Below are 16,222 nucleotides of genomic sequence, written 5' to 3'. Positions count from 1 at the left end.
CCCGTCGAGTGATCCACAAGGGTGCGCGAGCGTGATCCGATCATGGCCGATCGGCCCGATCCAGGCATTCTTTGAGCTCAGGGACGGGCGACCCAAAAGCCCTTCCCGCCCGATTTTTTGCGCGGCCCGAATGAAAGATCATTTTCACCGGTTCTTCGATCCGATGAAAATGATCTACGTCACCCTACGTGATGATCCATTGGCGTCACACTCAGTGACTGACGATCCGTCAGGTGGGGTGAAGCGACATGACAACCACCGACGTTGTCAAGCAGATCCGCGACGAGATTGACCAGCTCAATGTGACTGCCATCGCGCCCGGACTCGCCGCGGTCGCGCTCGCACTCGCCGCGTCGATCGACGGAACCGAGGCCGCGACCTCGATCGCACAGGCCGCCCGAGAGCTACGCGCCGTCATGGCCGACCTGCGCCGGCTGGCGCCCGTCGATGGGGAAGGGGATGCCGTCGATGACATCGCCCGCGATCGCGAGGCGCGCCGCGCCGAGGCTGCCCGCCTCGCGGCGGAGGCCGAAGACTGAGGTCGTCTACGGCCACCAGCGGCCCCGGATCTTGACCGTCCCCCCGACCCGGCTGTCGAGCGCCGGGCAGGAAGCTATCGACCTTGCCAAGAAGGCGGGTCTGGAGCTCGACCCGTGGCAGCAGTTCATTCTCGACCAGGGCATGAGCGAGGACTCGTACGGCGACTGGGCTGCGTTCGAGGTCGCGGTGAACATCCCGCGGCAGAACGGCAAGGGCGGGGTGATCGAGGCCCGCGAGTTGTGGGGTCTGTTCATCGGCGGCGAGGAGTTGATCCTCCACAGCGCCCACGAGTTCAAGACCGCGAAGGCTGCGTTCAAGCGGATCGAGCGACTCATCCGGCGAACCCCTGACCTGCACAAACGGGTCAAGCAGTACCGCAAGACCGTGGGCGAGGAAGGCATCGAGCTCTGGTCTGGGCAGGAGCTGCGGTTCATCGCCCGCTCGCGCGGCTCGGGCCGAGGCTTCACCGGCGACTGCAACATCATGGACGAGGACATGATCCTCGGCGATGACGCTATGGAAGCACTGCTGCCGACCATGGCCGCGATCGCCAACCCGCAGATCTGGTACCTGGGTTCGGCGGGCATCGGCTCTCCGTCGGTGCAGCTCGCACGGCTGCGGCACCGCGCCCTGGCAGCCATCGAGACCGGTGTGCCGGATCCGTCGCTCGCCTACTTCGAGTGGTCAATCGACCCGCACGTCGACGAGTGCCCGCAGAGCTGCACGGACCACGACGACGCCGACAGTGACGAGGCAATCCTCAAGTCGAACCCCGGGGTCGGCTACCGGCTGACGCTGGAGAAGTCACGCAACGAGCGGTCGACCCTCGGCGCGGCAGGCTACGCCCGTGAGCGGCTCGGGGTGGGCAACTACCCGTCGATCGTGGCCGACTCGTGGCAAGTCATCGGCGAAGAGGTGTGGCGGGCGCTGGCGAACGCGCAGTCGTCGGCCGAGGGGCAGGTCGCGTTCGCCATCGACATGACGCCTGAGCGGTCGCACGCGGCGATCGGAACGGCTGGCTCGTGGCGGGGCGGCACGCATGCCGAGGTCGTCGACCACCGGCCCGGCACCGGGTGGCTGATCGAGCGGGCGAAGGCGCTGCACGCGAAGCACAAGCCGCGGTGCTGGGTGATCGACCCTGCCAGCCCGGCCGCGTCGATCATCAAAGATCTTGAGGAGCGGCTCGGCATCGAGGTCGTGCAGCCGAAAGCGCGGGACACCGCGACAGCCTGCGGGCAGTTCTACGACGCGGTCACCGACCAGTCGCTGTCACACATCGATCAGGCGCCCATGGCGACGGCTCTGGCGGGCGCGCAGAAGCGGCCGCTCGGTGACGCGTGGGCATGGGCGCGGCGCAGCGTCGGCGTCGACATCAGTCCGCTGATGGCGGTGACGCTCGCGAAGTGGGGGCTCGGCGCCGAGGTCGAGGAAGACGTCGATCCGATGGACAACATCTATTGAGAGGGGCGCTCATGGACAGGGCGAAGGTTGTGGGCGCCCTCGCTGCGGCAGCCGGCTGGGCGGCGGCGCGGCTGCCGGGCGCGGCCGGGGCGGTACTCATTTCAGCGGCGGGCTGGATGGTGTACGCCCCGGCCGGGTTGGCGCTGGCTGGGGCGTTCTGTCTGGCTGCGGATTGGCGGACTCGATGAGCCTGTTCTTTCCCCGGCGCGAGTCGCGGGCGCCGTTCGCCGAGCCGGAGATCCCGCGCCCGTCTGCGGTGTCCTCGTCGTTCGCGCGGATCAATTTGTCGCGGAGCGAGGCGAGCCTGCAGAAGGTGGCCGTGTGGTCGGCGGTGGACCTGGTGTGCAGTCTGGTGTCGACGCTGCCGATCGATGTGTACGAGGGCGAGGGGAAGGCGCAGCGGGAGGTGGACAGGCCGAGGGTTCTGGTCGATCCGGCGGGCGACGGCTACGGCGTGATCGACTGGCTGTATCAGTACCAGATGTCGGTGCTGCTGCGCGGCAACACGTACGGGCGGGTGGCCGACAGGGACCGGCTCGGGAACCCGACACAGATCGTGCTGTACCACCCCGACGAGGTGCAGGGCTGGCGCGACGAGCGGGACGGCATGCCGCGCTGGCGGGTGGGCGGCAGGGAACTGACAGCGGACGAACTGCCGGACATGTGGCACCAGCGCGCCTACTCGGTCGCGGGCAGGCTGCTCGGCCTGTCGCCGGTGCAGCATCACGCGATGACGATCGGGCTCGGCCTCGCGGCAGCCCGGTTCGGTCAGCAGTGGTTCGAGGACGGGGCGCACCCCTCGGGGATGCTGACCAACGATGCGGCCCTCGACCAGAAGCAGGCCCGCACCGCGAAAGACCGGTTCATGGCTGCGCTGCGCGGGACGCGGGAACCGCTGGTGCTGGGGCAGGGCTGGAAGTATCAGGCGATCCAAGTGGCGGCGAACGAGTCGCAGTTTCTGGAGACGCAGCGGTACACCGCGGCGGAGTGCGCCCGGATCTACGGTCCGGGCATGCCGGAGATTCTGGGCTACGAAACGGGCGGGTCGATGACCTACGCCAACGTTGAGCAGCGCTCGCTTGATCTGCTGACGTACGCGCTGGACCGGTGGCTCGTGCGAGCCGAGGCGATGTTCACGGGTCTCCTTCCGCCGGGGCAGTACGTGAAGCTCAACCGCGGTGCGCTGGCCCGTACGGATCTGCTGACCCGCTACCGGGCGCACTCAATCGCTCTGCGCAACCGGTTCAAGGTCGTCAACGAGGTTCGCGGCGACGAGGACATGCAGCCCGTCGACTGGGGCGACGTACCCAACGAGATCGGCCCGCCGGGGCCGGAAGAGGCCGACAAGTGAAGGGGGCGCGATGAGCGTCAAGAGCGACCGGGCCAAGTCGTCTGGGATCGTGCGGCGCGCGTTCCCTGTGCAGCTTGAGGTCCGGGCGAAGAAAGACAACGGTCCGACGACGATCGAGGGCTATGCCTCGGTGACCGAGAGCCCGTTCGAGATGTGGGACTGGCTCGGCCCGTACTCCGAGGTCGTACGTGCGGGGGCGTTCGCGAAGACCCTCTCCGAGAACCCGCAAGTGCAGCTGCTGCTGAATCACGGCGGTCTGGCCATGGCGTACACGCAGGCCGGGACGCTGCGCCTGTCGGAGGACACCACGGGGCTGCACATGGAAGCCGACGTCAACACCAAGCGCAGCGACGTCAATGACATGCTGCTCGCTCTCGAAGAAGGCAGCGTCGACGAGATGTCGTTCGCGTTCCGCGTGACCCGTCAGCAGTGGTCACCGGATTACGATCAGCGCGACATCCTCGAAGTGGACCTGCACCGCGGCGACGTGAGTGTGGTCAACTTCGGCGCGAACCCTGCAACGACCGTGACGCCCGCCATGCGTGGCGCCGACTTCGACCGCCTCGACGAGGCGGACGCACGGGCGCTGTACGAGCGACTGCAGCGCCGGCTTGAGCCCGCCCCTGTGGCGGTGCAGCACCCGCTGTCTCTGTACCAGGCACAGGCCGAAGCACTGGCCCTGTAGCCGTATTTCGCCTGCATTACCTGACGCGCCGGAGTCCACGCCGGAGCGCTCTCACGCATGCCGTGACGGCGCCACCACCTGGACCACCACCCGGACGGATCCGCAGGCGCGACCCAACCCACCACCATGAAGGGAGCGAGCCATGCTCGCCTACCTGCGTAAGCAGATGACGGCCGCGCTCGAAGCCCGGGCCGCGCTGAAGACCGAGATGGACTCCGTCCTCACCGCGCCTACGGCTGAGAACCGTGGACTGAACGACGACGAGGTCGCCAAGTTCAACGAGCGGCGCGACGCGGTCAAGGCCAAGGATGCGGAGATCGAGGAACTCTCCGCGAAGATCAAGGATCTGGAGGAGGACGAGGCGCGTGAGCAGCGGGCCGCCGAGGTTCTCGCCGAGCACCGGCAGGCCGGCGAGCGCCGCGAGCGGGTGACGGTCACCTCGGAGCCGGAGACGTACCGCAAGGGCGGTCAGACGTCGTACTTCCGCGACCTGTTCCGGGCGCAGCAGCGCGGTGACACGGACGCCATGGACCGGCTGCGCCGCAACGACCGTGAGGTCGGCGACGAGCTGCAGAAGCGTGCGCTCACCACCACGGACGGCAGCGCGGGCGAGTTCGTGCCGCCGCTGTGGATGATCAACGATTATGTGGCACTCGCCCGCGCCGGCCGTGTGGTCGCCGACCAGGTGGCGCCGCAGCCGCTGCCCGCCGGTACCGACACGATCAGCCTGCCCAAGGTCGCGACCGGTACGGCGACCGCCGAGCAGACGTCACAGAACACAGCGGTGCAGAACACCGACGCGACGAGCACGAGCGTGTCGGCTGCCGTGGCGACGATCGCGGGTCAGCAGGTCATCCCGCAGCAGCTGCTTGAGCAGTCGCCGATCAACATGGACGGCATCCTGCTCGCCGACCTCGCGGCGGACTACGCGGTGAAGCTCGACACGTTCGTGATCAACAACAACGCGGCAAGCAAGCGCGGTCTGCTCAACGTGACCGGCCTCAACGCGATCACGTACACCGATGCGTCGCCGACGGTAGGCGAGGCGTACAGCAAGGTCGGTGACGGTATCCAGCAGATCCACACCGGGCGCCTGCTCCCGCCGGACAAGATCTTTATGCACCCGCGGCGGTGGGCCTGGTACACGGTGTCCCTCGACACCGCGGGCCGGCCGCTGGTCGTGCCGTCGGCGAACCTGCCGCAGAACGTCCTCGCCGCAATGTCCGACGTGGTGTCCGAAGGATTCGTCGGCACGCTGCAGGGCCTGCCGGTCTACGTCGACCCGAACATCCCGACCAACCTCGGCGCCGGAACGAACGAGGACCGGATCATCGTCGCCCGCTCGTCCGACGTCATCCTCTTCGAGGGCACCCCGCGCAGCGAGACGTTCCGCGAGACGAAGGCCGATCAGCTCTCGGTGCTGCTCCGCTTCTACAACTACGCGGCGCTGCACTCCGAGCGCTACCCGAAGTCCATCTCGGTCATCGCCGGCACCGGCATGATCGCACCCGTCTTCTAGTCACCCCCTCGTGCCCCGGACCACCACGGTCCGGGGCCCCCTTCTTCGAAAGGACTCAGCCGGTGAGGATTGATCCGGAGCGGGAGAAGACCGAGGCGGAAGTCGCGGCCGAGCAGCGCGCCGCGCACCGTGCGGCACTGGAGCGGGAACGGGCGGGCTACGAGACTCGCGGCCTGCCGGAGCGGGCAGCGCAGGTCGACGAGCAGCTGAAGAAGCTCGAAGAGGACGGCGACGCCGCGCCGGAGGGGGACGCCGCTGTCGAGGGGCGTGAGCAGTCGGCGCCGCATGAGACGGCGGTCGAGTCCAAGCCGCGCCGTACTGCCTCGTCTCGTGGCAGCAAGTAGGCCGGGGCCGGGAGGCGGACGGCGGTGGCCGGGTTCGGTCTGCTGCAGGACCAGTTCGACGATGGCGCGGTCGATCCGGGTCTGTGGCCGCAGTCGTACGGGGATCCGGTGGTCGCGGGCGGGCGGGGCCGCGTGCCGTGCACGGCGGGCTACGCGGCCCTGCGCTCAGCGTCGGGCTACTCGCTCGCGTGGTCGCAGGTATCTGCTCGTGTGATTCCGCCGGCAGCGGGCGGGGCGTCGACAGCTGCCTGCTCGCTGCTGGTGCTGTCGTCGACGCCGGGCACGGATGCCGGGTTCCTGATCGACGGGGCGCAGAGTGCGATGGGCCTGTATCTCCGCGAGGGGTACGCCGACGGCAGCGCCCTGTTCCCGCTGTACGACCCCGTGGCGCATGCGTGGCTGCGGCTGCGGGAGGACGACGGATCCCTGTACTGGGAGACGTCCCCGGACGGCCGGGCGTGGACGGTGCGCCGCACCGCGCCGTCCCCGGCATGGGCTGCCGACACTGATCTGTCGCTGCTGTTCGAGGCGCACCGCGACACGGGCGTCATGGACTTTGCCGAGATCGACGACGTCAACATCAGCCGAGCCGGGATCGTCGCAGCCTCGGTGCGGCTGCTGGCCGGGCCCGGACCGTACGCCCGCACCGGGCCGACCATGAGCGGAGGCTGACATGCCGTACGACCTCGGCGCGCAGGTGCCGCTCGGCACGACCGTGAAGGACGGGGCAGGGGCGCTCGCCAACGCTGGCGGCATGGCGCTGACGATCACCCTGCCGGATGCGTCGACGGTGACCGTCTCCTCAGTACTCCCGTCGTCGACGGGTGTCTACGCCTACGACTATCCGACGGTGCAGCCCGGACGGCACTCGGTGCGGTGGGTGGCGACGGGCATCAACGCGGGCGCGTACACGGACGTGTTCGACGTACGCGAGGCGACGCCGCCGCTGCTGTTCTCACTGGCCTCGGCGAAAGCGCAGCTCGACATCACGACGACGGAGTACGACGAAGAGCTGCGCGAGTACATCGCGGCGACGACGCAGGCGGTCGAGTTCTTTGTCGGCGCGGTCGTCCGCCGCAGCGTCACGCAGCCCGTACGCGGTGGCAGCGACCGAGTGGTGCTGGACACGACCCCAGTCCTGGCCGTGACGTCGATGACGGCGCTCGGCACGTGGCAGGAGTCGGTGCCGGTGGACGTGCTGAATGTGGCCGACGCAGAGTCGGGTGTGCTCCGCCGCACTGACGGCCTGGTGTTCACGCAGTGCGAGTACCACGTCGAGTACGTGGCCGGCCGGACCGCGGTCCGGCCGAATATCGCTCTCGCGGGGAAGATGATCCTTCAGCACCTGTGGCGTACGCAGTACGGCGCGGCCCGCGGCATGGTCGGCGGCGGCGACGACTTCAGCGTGACCGAGCCGATTCCGGGTCTGGGCTACAGCATTCCCAACCGCGCGCTGCAGCTGCTGCAGGGCGACCGGCTGCCGGGGGGTATCGCATGATGACGTCCCGCGTCCCGGCCGCCGTTGACGCGCTGCTCGCGATCCTGCGGGCGGCGCCAGCACTGGAGGGCGTACGCATCGTGGACGGCCCGCCGATGGTGAACCTCACCGAGCGGCAGCGGATCTACATCGGGTGGCAGTCGTCCGAGGAACCTGCGGTCACGCTGCAGCAGGACTTCGCCAATGCGGGCGCCCGCAGCCGTGACGAGGACTTCACCATCGCCTGCTACGCCGAGAGTCGCTCGGGCGACAAGGACATTGCTCTGCAGCGGACGCGGGTGTTCGAGCTGGTGGCCGCGGTCGAGTCCGCGCTGCGTGCCACGGACGCCGCGCCTGAGGCGCCGACGCTGAACGGCACGGTGCTGTGGGCGCACCTGACGACGGGTGATCTCACCTACGTCGCGGCCACGGGCGCTCTGGCCGGGCTCGCGTTCTCGATCGCCTGCCGCGCCCGTATCTGACCTTCACTGCACGTCTGAACATCAATCACCCCAGGGAGTAGCCATGGCGCGTGTGCGCTTTCTCGGCGCCGAGCCGGTCACCGTGCCGGAGCTCGGGAACCGCCTGATTCAGCCGGACGAACTGATCCAAGTGCCTGACGAACGGTTCGGCGGATACGTCTGCCAGACCACCGTGTGGGAGCCCGTTGAGGAGCCCCGTGACTGGGTGTGGCCCATGGGCGAGGACGCTGAGAGCGAGAGCGAGTCCGAGGCCGTCGCGGAGCCTGAGCCGAAGGCGACAGCAGCGAAGAAGACCACCGCCGCGGCGAAGGCCGCCACCTCGAAGGAGGGCTGATCATGGGTATCGGATCCGGGCTCGGGGCACAGGTCGGTGTCGCGGCCGAGTCGTCGTACGGCACGTTCGTGGCGCCCACGCGTTTCCCCGAGTTCACGAAGGAGTCGCTCGCGCTGAAGAAGACTACGGCGCAGAGCAGCGGCATCGCGGCCGGTCGGCAGCTGGCGCTGTCGTCGCGGCGGGTGGTGACTCAGCGGGAGGCGGCCGGCTCGCTTGAGATGGAGGTGACCAACAAGCTGATGGGCCTGTTCTTGCAGGCTCTGATGGGTACGACGGTCACTCCGGTGCAGCAGGGCGTGACGACGGCGTACCTGCAGACGCACACTCTGGCGGACGTGGCGGGCAAGTCGCTGACGATCCAGAAGGGTGTGCCGCTGACGACGGGCACGGTGACGGACAAGACGTTCGTCGGCTGCAAGGTCCAGTCGGCAGAGTTCTCGTGCGAGGTCGGCGGCATGCTGACCGTCAGCATCGAGTTCGACAGCAAGGACTGCGACGAGACACAGACGTTGGCGGTCGCGTCGTACCCGCAGATGGCACCGTTCCACTTCGGTCAGATGGCGATCAAGACGGGCAGCTTCGGCACCGAGACGGCGCTCGACGGTGTCCGCAAGGTCAGCGTCAAGATCGAACGCCCGCAGGCCACCGACCGGTTCTATGCCGGGCAGGCAGGGCTGAAGAAGGAGCCCATCAGCAACGAGCTGACGAAGATCACAGGCAGCTTGGAGATGGACTACGTCGCGACCGCAGTCGACGACCTGCACACCTCGGACGGCGGCACGTCCCTCGTCTGGGAGTTCATCGGCCCGATCATCGCGAGCACCTACGCCGAGACGTTCCGCATCAAATTGCCCGTCGTCAAGATCGACGACGCGCCGCCGACCGTCGACGGCCCGGACGTCGTCAAGCCAAAGTTCGGGTTCACCGGTCTCTATGACGGGACGAACCTTCCGGCGATCGAGTACATGTCAGCGGACGTCACGCTGTAGCGGAGGTGCCGCCATGGGGCAGCAGTCCGTACAGATCCTCGGCACCGGGCAACTGCTGGAGCTCAGCCGGAAACTGAAGGCCGCGGGCGGGGCCCGGCTGAAAGCGAACTTCGGCCGCCGTGTCCGGCGGGCGGCCGAGCCGCTGCGGGATGACATGCGGCAGACGATCCGCATCCTGCCGATCAAGTCGGATCCCCGTAAGTCGGGCAACAGGGGCGGGCCGTCTCCAATCTCGCGCCCGCTGCGCGCCACGATCGCCGAGCAGGTCCGCATCGCGGTGCGGACGTCGGGCAACCCGGGCGCGCGGGTGTGGCTGGACAAGGGCGGTCTGCCGCCGGGCCTGCCCGGTGTGGCCGAGGCCCTCAACAGCAAGGGCCGCAACCGGCACCCCGTATTCGGCAACAAACGCCGCTGGGTGCAGCAGACCACTACCCCGTTGTGGTGGGACCGGACGGTGCGTGCCCACACCCCCCGCATGACTCGCGAGATCGCGCATGTCCTTGAGGACGTGCGCGGCTGGATCGAATAGGGAGACCACATTGATCATCGTCTACACGCCGCCCGGCGGTGGGGAGCCGGAGCACTTCGACGCGAAGACTCTGCTCTCGTCCGAGGCGTCGATCGTGCAGCGCACCATCGACATGAAGTGGGCGCAGATCAGGGCGGGTCTGGCCGACGACGACCTCGAAGCGCTGCGCGGCGTGGCATGGATCCTGAAGAAGCGCCACGAGCCGAACCTCAGGTTCGCCGACTTCGACCCCGGGGTCGACGACCTGAGGAGCTACTTCGACAAGACCGAGGTCGTCACGTACGTCGAGGAGTCGATCGCCGTCGCGACGAACGACCCGAGCGTGACGGGCGAGCACATGGCCTTCGCGCTGCGCAATCTGCCGTCTGCGGCGATCGACCCGGCGCACGCCGAGGCGGTCGTCAAAGAGCTGACCGAGGCGATGGGAAAAGACGAGGACCCGGCGCCCGAGGACGCGGCAGCAGTGGAGCCGGACAGCGAGTCGTCGTCCCTGATCTCCCCGACGACATCGACGACTGCCGAGCCCAGTACCTCGGACTCTTCGCACACCTCCTCCACATCCCTCCCGGAGGGGTCGACGCCCTGACCGTCGTCGACTTCTTCTCGCTCATCGCGTGGATGGATGCCCACGTCGCGCAGCAGTCCGAAGGCGGTGAGTGAGCGATGACGGTGATGCGGTTCATCCTCGATGGTGTCGACCGGGTGTCGGACGTCCTCAACGACGTCGGCGACGGCGCGGTCCGTCTGCACCGCCGGATGGAGGGGGCGAGCAAGGGATCCAGCGACGCACTGGATCAGATCAAGAAGTCGGCGATCTCTCTCGCCCCGGCCGTGATCCCTGCGGCTGCGGCACTGGCGCCGCTCGTCGCGCACACCGCGGCTGCGGGTGTCGCGGCTGGCGCGTATGCGGTGGCGCTCGGCCCGCAGATCGTCGCGATCGGCGAGGCGTCGCAGGCTCAGAAGAAGTTCGACGACGCGGTCGAGAAGTCGGGTGCCCGGTCGAAGGAAGCGGTCCAGGCGCAGGAGGAGTACGTGCGGTCGGTGGCGAAGCTGCCGCCCGCCACTCGCGAGGCCGCGGTCGCTTTGTCGATCCTGAAGGACGACTACAAGGACTGGTCCAACAGTTTGGCTGGCGACACGATGGGCCCGTTCACGAAGGGTCTGGCGATCGCCGGGGCGCTGCTGCCGAAGCTGTCCCCGCTGGTGAAGGGTACGTCGACCGAGCTCGACCGGATGATGACGATCGTCGGCGGCGGTATGGCGTCGCCCGGGTTCGACCGGCTGGTCGGCAAGTTCTCAGGGTTCGCGACGGGCACGCTGCGCTCGGTCAACGACGGTGTGATCAGCTTCCTGCGGAGCCTGGACTCGGGCAAGGTCGGCGGCGGCCTGTCGGAGTTCATGGAGTACGCGCGGGCGAACGGGCCGCTCCTCGGCAGTGTGCTGCAGCACATCGGCGAGGCCCTGGTGAATCTCCTCAAGGCCGGCGGCGACGTCGGTGTCGGCATGCTGCAGGCGGTCGATGTCCTCGCCCGGCTCGCGTCCGCTGTGCCGCCGGGTGTGATCACGGTGCTGCTGCAGCTTGCGGTAGCGATGCGGGTCGCGAAGCTGGCCGCGCTCGGATTCGTTGGGGCTCGTGCTGCGGTTGCTGCGTTCGGCGGGCAGCTCGTCGCGATGCGCGCGGCAGCCGGCGGCGCAGCCGGCGGCATGGCGTCGTTCACCGCGGCGTTCGGCGCGATGTCCCGCGGCGTGAAGGTTGCGGTCGCCGGTACAGGTGTCGGTCTGCTGTTGGTGCTGATGGGCTCCCTGATGGAGATGGGGAAGCGGTCGCCCGCGGATCTCGACCGGATGACCACCAGCCTCGGGAAGTTCGGCCGGACTGGTCACATGACGGGCGAAGCAGCCCGCGTGGTCGGCGAGGATTTCCGTGAGTTCGATGAGGCGCTGCGCGGTATGGCACGCCCGTCCGGACTGGATCAGGTACAGCAGTCGATCACCAGTTTCTTTGGCATGGATTCGACGCCGGTCAAGCGGTGGAAGGGTGTTCTCGACGACCTCGACAAGTCGCTAGCGAACATGGTCACCAGCGGCAACGCGGACATGGCGGCGAAGAGTTTCGACGCGCTCGCGGCTCGGGCGAAGAGTCAGGGCATGACCACGGCCGAGTTGCGTAAGCAGCTCGGCGACTATCGGGCGGCGCTGGAGAACAAGCGTTTCGAGGAGCAGCTCGCTGCCGCGAGCATGGGCTTGTTCGGTGCGCAGGCGCAGGCAGTGCAGACGAAGTTGGATGGGCAGAAGCGTTCGGCGGACGGGCTGCGCCAGTCGCTGCAGGCGCTGAACGACGTGAACCGTCAGGGCCTCGGCGGCATGATCGGGTTCGAGGCCGCGATCGATGCGGCGGCCGAGGCGGCGAAGAAGAACGCCGGCGCACTGACGATGACCGGCGGGCAGCTGAACCTCAACTCGGAGAAGGCCCGCACGGCGGCGACCGCGCTCACCGACCTCGCCGCCAGGACCGATGAGGCGGCCTCGTCGGCGCGGGAGTCGGGCGCGTCGTGGTCGACGGTCAACGGGATCTATGCCCGTGGCCGCGCCCAGCTGATGTCGTCGGCGCAGGCGATGGGCCTGACGAGGGCGCAGGCTGCTGCGCTGGCGGCGCAGATCCTCCGTACGCCGGACAAGACTGCCCGGCTGCGCGGCAACATGGAGGACTTGCAAGCCAAGCTGGCCCATGCGAGGAACCAGCTCGCGCGGGTGCCGGACTCGCGGAGGGCTGCGATCCGCGCCCGGATCGACCAGCTCGAAGCTGCGATCCGGCAGGCCAAAGCCGACCTCGGGTCCGTGCGGGACAAGAGCGTCACGATCACCACGAACTACAGGGTGACCGGTCACCCGGCCGGGCATTCCGGGCAGGGCGGGTTCCCCAAATTCGCCAAGGGCGGCAGGCCTGAGGCGGGGTGGGCGCTGGTCGGTGAGGAAGGGCCGGAGCTCGTCCGGTTCCGGGGCGGTGAGCAGGTCTATGACCACCGCACGTCCATGCGTATGGCTGGTGCCGGGATGGACGCGGGCCGTGGTCTGTCCGCGGGTCTGGTCGGTTCGGTGTCCGGGGTGGAGGGATCGGCCCGGATCATGGCGTCCGCCGTGGTGGCCGGGGTGCGGGCGGAGCTGCAGATCGCCTCGCCGTCGAAGAGGATGAAGGCTCTCGCGGTTGACACCGCGAAGGGGATGATCGTCGGTCTGACCGGGGAGAAGAGCAAGATTAAGGCGGTCGCCGCCGACCTGGTCAAGGACATCTGGGCAGCCTGGTCGGGCAGCAAGTCGACCAAGGATTCCCGTCTGGTGGCGATGGTCAACCGGGACACCGCCAGGCTGATGAAGCTCGCCGATCAGCGGACCGCCCTCGCAAAGCGCATCGCCGATGCGAAGGCGTACGCCAACACGCTCGCCGACAATGCGCGGTCGAGTGCTGGTCTGCAGCAGCTCGGTCTCGGCGAGGACGTCAGCGGCGAGGGCATCCGGGTCGGGCTGATCGGGAAGCTCGCGAGGCTGCAGCAGTTCGCCAAGAAGATCGCCGAACTGGGGCGGCGCGGCCTGCACAAGGGACTTCTGCGGCAGATCCTCGACATGGGCCCCGAGGCCGGGTTCGAATACGCCAACGCCCTTGCCTCAGCAGACCGGTTCACTTTCTCGCAGATCAACACCGCACAAGGCCAGATCGACAAGGCTGCGTCCGGCATGGCCCTGACCGGGGCCGACGCCATGTACGACGCGGGGCGGCAGGCGGGCCGCGGGTTCCTCACTGGGCTCGCAGCCCAGCAGAAGGACATCCAGAACCTGATGCTGTCGATCGCGAAGGGCATGCAGTCCGCGATCCGTAAGGCCCTCGGTATCCGGTCGCCGTCGCGGGTCATGGCGGTCGAGGGCCGGTATGCGACGCAGGGTCTCGGTGTCGGCCTGATCGAGGGGATCCCGTTCCTCGACCGGGCGCTCGGCGCGGTCACCGGTCGGGTCGCTGCGGCCCGCCCGGTCCTCGGCCGGCCCGCTGCTGCTGCGGCGGGGACTGCCGCTTCGCAGGTGAGCATCCAGGTCGACGTGCATGGGGCGATTGATCCTGTCGCGACGGCGCGGGAGATCCAGCGCATGCTGCTGAATCTGAAGCGGACGCAGGGTGTGAACATCGCGCTGGGGGTGGGGTAGTGACGCGGCTGGTGGTGGAGTGCGGGTTCGGGTCGACTGTGTTCACCGCCCCCGGCTCGATCACGTGGACTGAGATCACGCAGTACGTCGATGTCCACGATCAGGGGGTTTCGATTAGTCGGGGCGCGTCGGATGAGCGCTCCGATATCCAGGTCGGCACGTGCACGCTCCGCCTCGACAACAGCGACGGGCGGTTCTCGGCTGGGCTGGCGTCGAGCCCGTACTACCCGAACGTCCGCAAGGGGACGCCACTGCGGGTGCGGGTCATCACCACCGCGAAGAACCTGATGCCGAACCCGTCCTTCGAGTCGGGGGTCACGGCGTGGACGAGCAGCGGCACGCCGACCCGCGCAGCGTCGGCGACGCATGTTCAGGACGGCGCGTCGGCGATGCTCATCACGTGGGGCGGAGTCGCCTCGCAGACGATGACATCCCCCGTGGTGCAGGGGCTGGAGGTCGGCAGCCGGTACACGTTCAGCGCGTACGTGTGGGTCCCGGCCGGGCACACCCCGGTACAGCTCACCGTCGCAGGGGTCACGACCGGCGCGCAGTCCACGGTCACCGGAGCCTTTCAGCGGCTCACCGTCTCGTGGACTGCGACGGCCACCTCGCATCAGGTACGGGTCGCCGCGATCGGTACGCCGACCGTTGGCCATCAGACGTGGGTCGACGCGTGCCAGATCGAGGAAGGCAGCAGCGCCACCACGTACAGCGGCACGGAGCCGCGGACCCATGACCGGTTCTGGGGTGGGGTCAACGAGTGGCCGACCAAGTGGAAGGGCTTCTATTCGACGGCGGTCATCACGTGCAGCGATCTGCTGCTTGCCCTCGGCCGTCAGCCTGCGCTGCGCTCGTGCCTCGAAGAGGAGGTGCTGCGGACGGGGCCGATCGCGTACTACCCGCTGACCGAGCCGGCCGAGTCGGTCACGGCGGGGGACCTGTCCGGTATCACCGCGGGGTCGCTCGGCATCGTCCAGGTCAGCACGGGCGGGACCGCCGCGTTCGGCTCCGGGACGGGGCCGGCAGCGACCGGGGAGTCGGTGCTGCTGCTCACCCCGGTGGGTACGAGTCAGGGCAAGTACTTCTCGGCGGATCTGGGTGCGCAGTATCAGGCCCGGTCGGATTCGGGCTGGAACAACTTCGAATGCTGGTTCCAGACCTCGACCGTCTCGCGCGTACTGTTCGCCGTCAGTTCCACCGACGGGCAGTACGTCATTGTGTTCGCCCTGTCGGCGGGCGGTGCTCTGCAGATCGAGTCAACGAACGACGGGTCGGCGCTGACGACCGCATCGGTCACGTCCGGGAATCTCGCCGACGACGTGATGCACCACGTCGTCTACGACGAGAACGCCAATACGGTCCACGTGGACGGGGTCAGCGTGGCCACGGGCGCGGTTCCGACGATGTTCCGGCTGCGGACCCTGCGCGTCGGCGGCTACGCCAACACGCGCCTCTTCTCCGGCAGCATCTCGCACCTCGCTCTCTACACGATCCCGTCCGGGAACCTCGGGCCGACGCTCGCCGCCCACTACGCAGCTGGCGCCACCGCATTCGAGGGCGAGGATGCAGACGTCCGGATCCAGCGACTCGCCGGGTACGCGGGCATCGGCACGGTCAGCGTCGTCGGCGTCACGCATGACCCGATGGCCGGGCAGGGTCCGGGCGGATCCACGGCGCTGGCCCGCATGAAAGAAGTCGAGCGGACCGAGTCGGGCCATCTGTTCGCGGAGCGCGACTACTTCGGGCTGACCTACCAGTCCCGTGACGTGCGGTACAACCCGGACCCTGCGAGTGAAGTGTTCACGATCGCCTACGCCGATACCGAGTCCGACGAGCTGGAGATCCGGGACGACGATCAGAAGCTGGTCAATACGGTCGTGGCTTCCCGCCCGGCCGGGGCGACGCAGCGCGTCATCAACACGGCGAGCCGCTCGGCGTACGGCGTGTATCAGCAAGACCTGAACCTGTTGAAGACCTCGGATGGTTCGGTGCTGGACGCGGCGAACTGGATGGTGTCCCGGTTCGCCGACCCGCCGCCGGAGCTGCGCGAGGTACCGATCGAGGCGTACTCCCTCGCGGCGTATGCGGAAATCCTCGACGGCGACATCAGCGAGTTGTTCTCCGTGACGAGCATGCCCGCGCAGTCCCTCGCGTCGACACTGCGGGTCACGATCGAGGGCTACTCCGAGACGATCAAGTACCGGTCGCACCGCATCCAGTTCCACACCTCCCGGTCGGACACCGACTCGGTGTGGGTCCTCGGCGATCCCGTCTACAGCGTGCTCGCGTCCACGACCCGGCTCGCCTACTGAGAGGA

At 68.3% G+C, this 16,222-nt stretch carries 15 protein-coding genes; all 15 read left to right on the top strand.

The window, feature by feature from the left end; genetic code table 11:
• Window positions 1–248: 248 nt before the first annotated feature.
• The 15 genes from OG293_RS23140 to OG293_RS23070 all read left to right on the top strand — a co-directional run bounded on the left by OG293_RS23140 (window position 249) and on the right by OG293_RS23070 (window position 16,217).
• A complete protein-coding gene (locus OG293_RS23140) occupies window positions 249–539 on the top strand; it encodes a hypothetical protein (protein ID WP_406000697.1) in 291 nt (96 codons plus the stop codon).
• Between the two features lie 31 nt (window positions 540–570).
• Complete coding sequence (locus tag OG293_RS23135; RefSeq protein WP_406000696.1) at window positions 571–2,001, top strand: terminase; 1,431 nt, start codon at window positions 571–573, stop codon at window positions 1,999–2,001.
• 184 nt (window positions 2,002–2,185) lie between these two features.
• Entirely contained in the window at window positions 2,186–3,352 is a 1,167-nt protein-coding gene (locus tag OG293_RS23130; RefSeq protein WP_406000695.1) for a phage portal protein, read from the top strand.
• A gap of 10 nt (window positions 3,353–3,362) precedes the next feature.
• Entirely contained in the window at window positions 3,363–4,037 is a 675-nt protein-coding gene (locus OG293_RS23125; RefSeq protein WP_406000694.1) for an HK97 family phage prohead protease, read from the top strand.
• Window positions 4,038–4,179: 142 nt separating this feature from the next.
• Window positions 4,180–5,556 carry a phage major capsid protein gene (locus OG293_RS23120; protein WP_406000693.1) on the top strand — a complete coding sequence of 459 codons (1,377 nt, stop codon included), beginning with the start codon at window positions 4,180–4,182 and terminating at the stop codon, window positions 5,554–5,556.
• A gap of 62 nt (window positions 5,557–5,618) precedes the next feature.
• Complete coding sequence (locus tag OG293_RS23115; protein ID WP_406000692.1) at window positions 5,619–5,900, top strand: hypothetical protein; 282 nt, start codon at window positions 5,619–5,621, stop codon at window positions 5,898–5,900.
• Window positions 5,901–5,924: 24 nt separating this feature from the next.
• Window positions 5,925–6,572, top strand: coding sequence for a hypothetical protein (locus tag OG293_RS23110; protein WP_406000691.1), 648 nt, complete (start codon window positions 5,925–5,927; stop codon window positions 6,570–6,572).
• Window position 6,573: 1 nt separating this feature from the next.
• A complete protein-coding gene (locus OG293_RS23105; RefSeq protein ID WP_406000690.1) occupies window positions 6,574–7,398 on the top strand; it encodes a hypothetical protein in 825 nt (274 codons plus the stop codon).
• Window positions 7,395–7,859, top strand: coding sequence for a hypothetical protein (locus OG293_RS23100; RefSeq protein WP_406000689.1), 465 nt, complete (start codon window positions 7,395–7,397; stop codon window positions 7,857–7,859). The genes OG293_RS23105 and OG293_RS23100 overlap by 4 nt, the downstream gene beginning before the upstream one ends.
• A gap of 43 nt (window positions 7,860–7,902) precedes the next feature.
• Window positions 7,903–8,193 carry a hypothetical protein gene (locus OG293_RS23095; RefSeq protein WP_406000688.1) on the top strand — a complete coding sequence of 97 codons (291 nt, stop codon included), beginning with the start codon at window positions 7,903–7,905 and terminating at the stop codon, window positions 8,191–8,193.
• A gap of 2 nt (window positions 8,194–8,195) precedes the next feature.
• Window positions 8,196–9,182 (top strand): phage tail tube protein, encoded by a 987-nt coding sequence (locus OG293_RS23090; RefSeq protein ID WP_406000687.1) that lies wholly within the window; start codon window positions 8,196–8,198, stop codon window positions 9,180–9,182.
• A 13-nt stretch (window positions 9,183–9,195) separates the two neighbouring features.
• Window positions 9,196–9,711, top strand: coding sequence for a hypothetical protein (locus OG293_RS23085; RefSeq protein WP_406000686.1), 516 nt, complete (start codon window positions 9,196–9,198; stop codon window positions 9,709–9,711).
• 10 nt (window positions 9,712–9,721) lie between these two features.
• Window positions 9,722–10,297 carry a hypothetical protein gene (locus tag OG293_RS23080; protein ID WP_406000685.1) on the top strand — a complete coding sequence of 192 codons (576 nt, stop codon included), beginning with the start codon at window positions 9,722–9,724 and terminating at the stop codon, window positions 10,295–10,297.
• Window positions 10,298–10,620: 323 nt separating this feature from the next.
• Window positions 10,621–13,905, top strand: coding sequence for a hypothetical protein (locus OG293_RS23075; protein WP_406000684.1), 3,285 nt, complete (start codon window positions 10,621–10,623; stop codon window positions 13,903–13,905).
• Window positions 13,905–16,217 carry a carbohydrate binding domain-containing protein gene (locus OG293_RS23070; RefSeq protein ID WP_406000683.1) on the top strand — a complete coding sequence of 771 codons (2,313 nt, stop codon included), beginning with the start codon at window positions 13,905–13,907 and terminating at the stop codon, window positions 16,215–16,217. The genes OG293_RS23075 and OG293_RS23070 overlap by 1 nt, the downstream gene beginning before the upstream one ends.
• Window positions 16,218–16,222: the final 5 nt, after the last annotated feature.

This window comes from Streptomyces sp. NBC_00829, from assembly GCF_045161795.1.
Lineage (GTDB): Bacteria > Actinomycetota > Actinomycetes > Streptomycetales > Streptomycetaceae > Streptomyces.
The sequence above is the reverse complement of the archived record's forward strand: the minus strand, read 5'-3'. Positions and strand labels throughout refer to the sequence as shown.

Excerpts from the sequence above, each read along its gene's own strand:
- OG293_RS23140 (WP_406000697.1), top strand. The coding sequence starts at position 249 with ATGACAACCACCGACGTTGTCAAGCAGATCCGCGACGAGATTGACCAG.
- OG293_RS23130 (WP_406000695.1), top strand. The coding sequence starts at position 2,186 with ATGAGCCTGTTCTTTCCCCGGCGCGAGTCGCGGGCGCCGTTCGCCGAG.
- OG293_RS23125 (WP_406000694.1), top strand. The coding sequence starts at position 3,363 with ATGAGCGTCAAGAGCGACCGGGCCAAGTCGTCTGGGATCGTGCGGCGC.
- OG293_RS23120 (WP_406000693.1), top strand. The coding sequence starts at position 4,180 with ATGCTCGCCTACCTGCGTAAGCAGATGACGGCCGCGCTCGAAGCCCGG.
- OG293_RS23105 (WP_406000690.1), top strand. The coding sequence starts at position 6,574 with ATGCCGTACGACCTCGGCGCGCAGGTGCCGCTCGGCACGACCGTGAAG.
- OG293_RS23100 (WP_406000689.1), top strand. The coding sequence starts at position 7,395 with ATGATGACGTCCCGCGTCCCGGCCGCCGTTGACGCGCTGCTCGCGATC.
- OG293_RS23095 (WP_406000688.1), top strand. The coding sequence starts at position 7,903 with ATGGCGCGTGTGCGCTTTCTCGGCGCCGAGCCGGTCACCGTGCCGGAG.
- OG293_RS23090 (WP_406000687.1), top strand. The coding sequence starts at position 8,196 with ATGGGTATCGGATCCGGGCTCGGGGCACAGGTCGGTGTCGCGGCCGAG.
- OG293_RS23085 (WP_406000686.1), top strand. The coding sequence starts at position 9,196 with ATGGGGCAGCAGTCCGTACAGATCCTCGGCACCGGGCAACTGCTGGAG.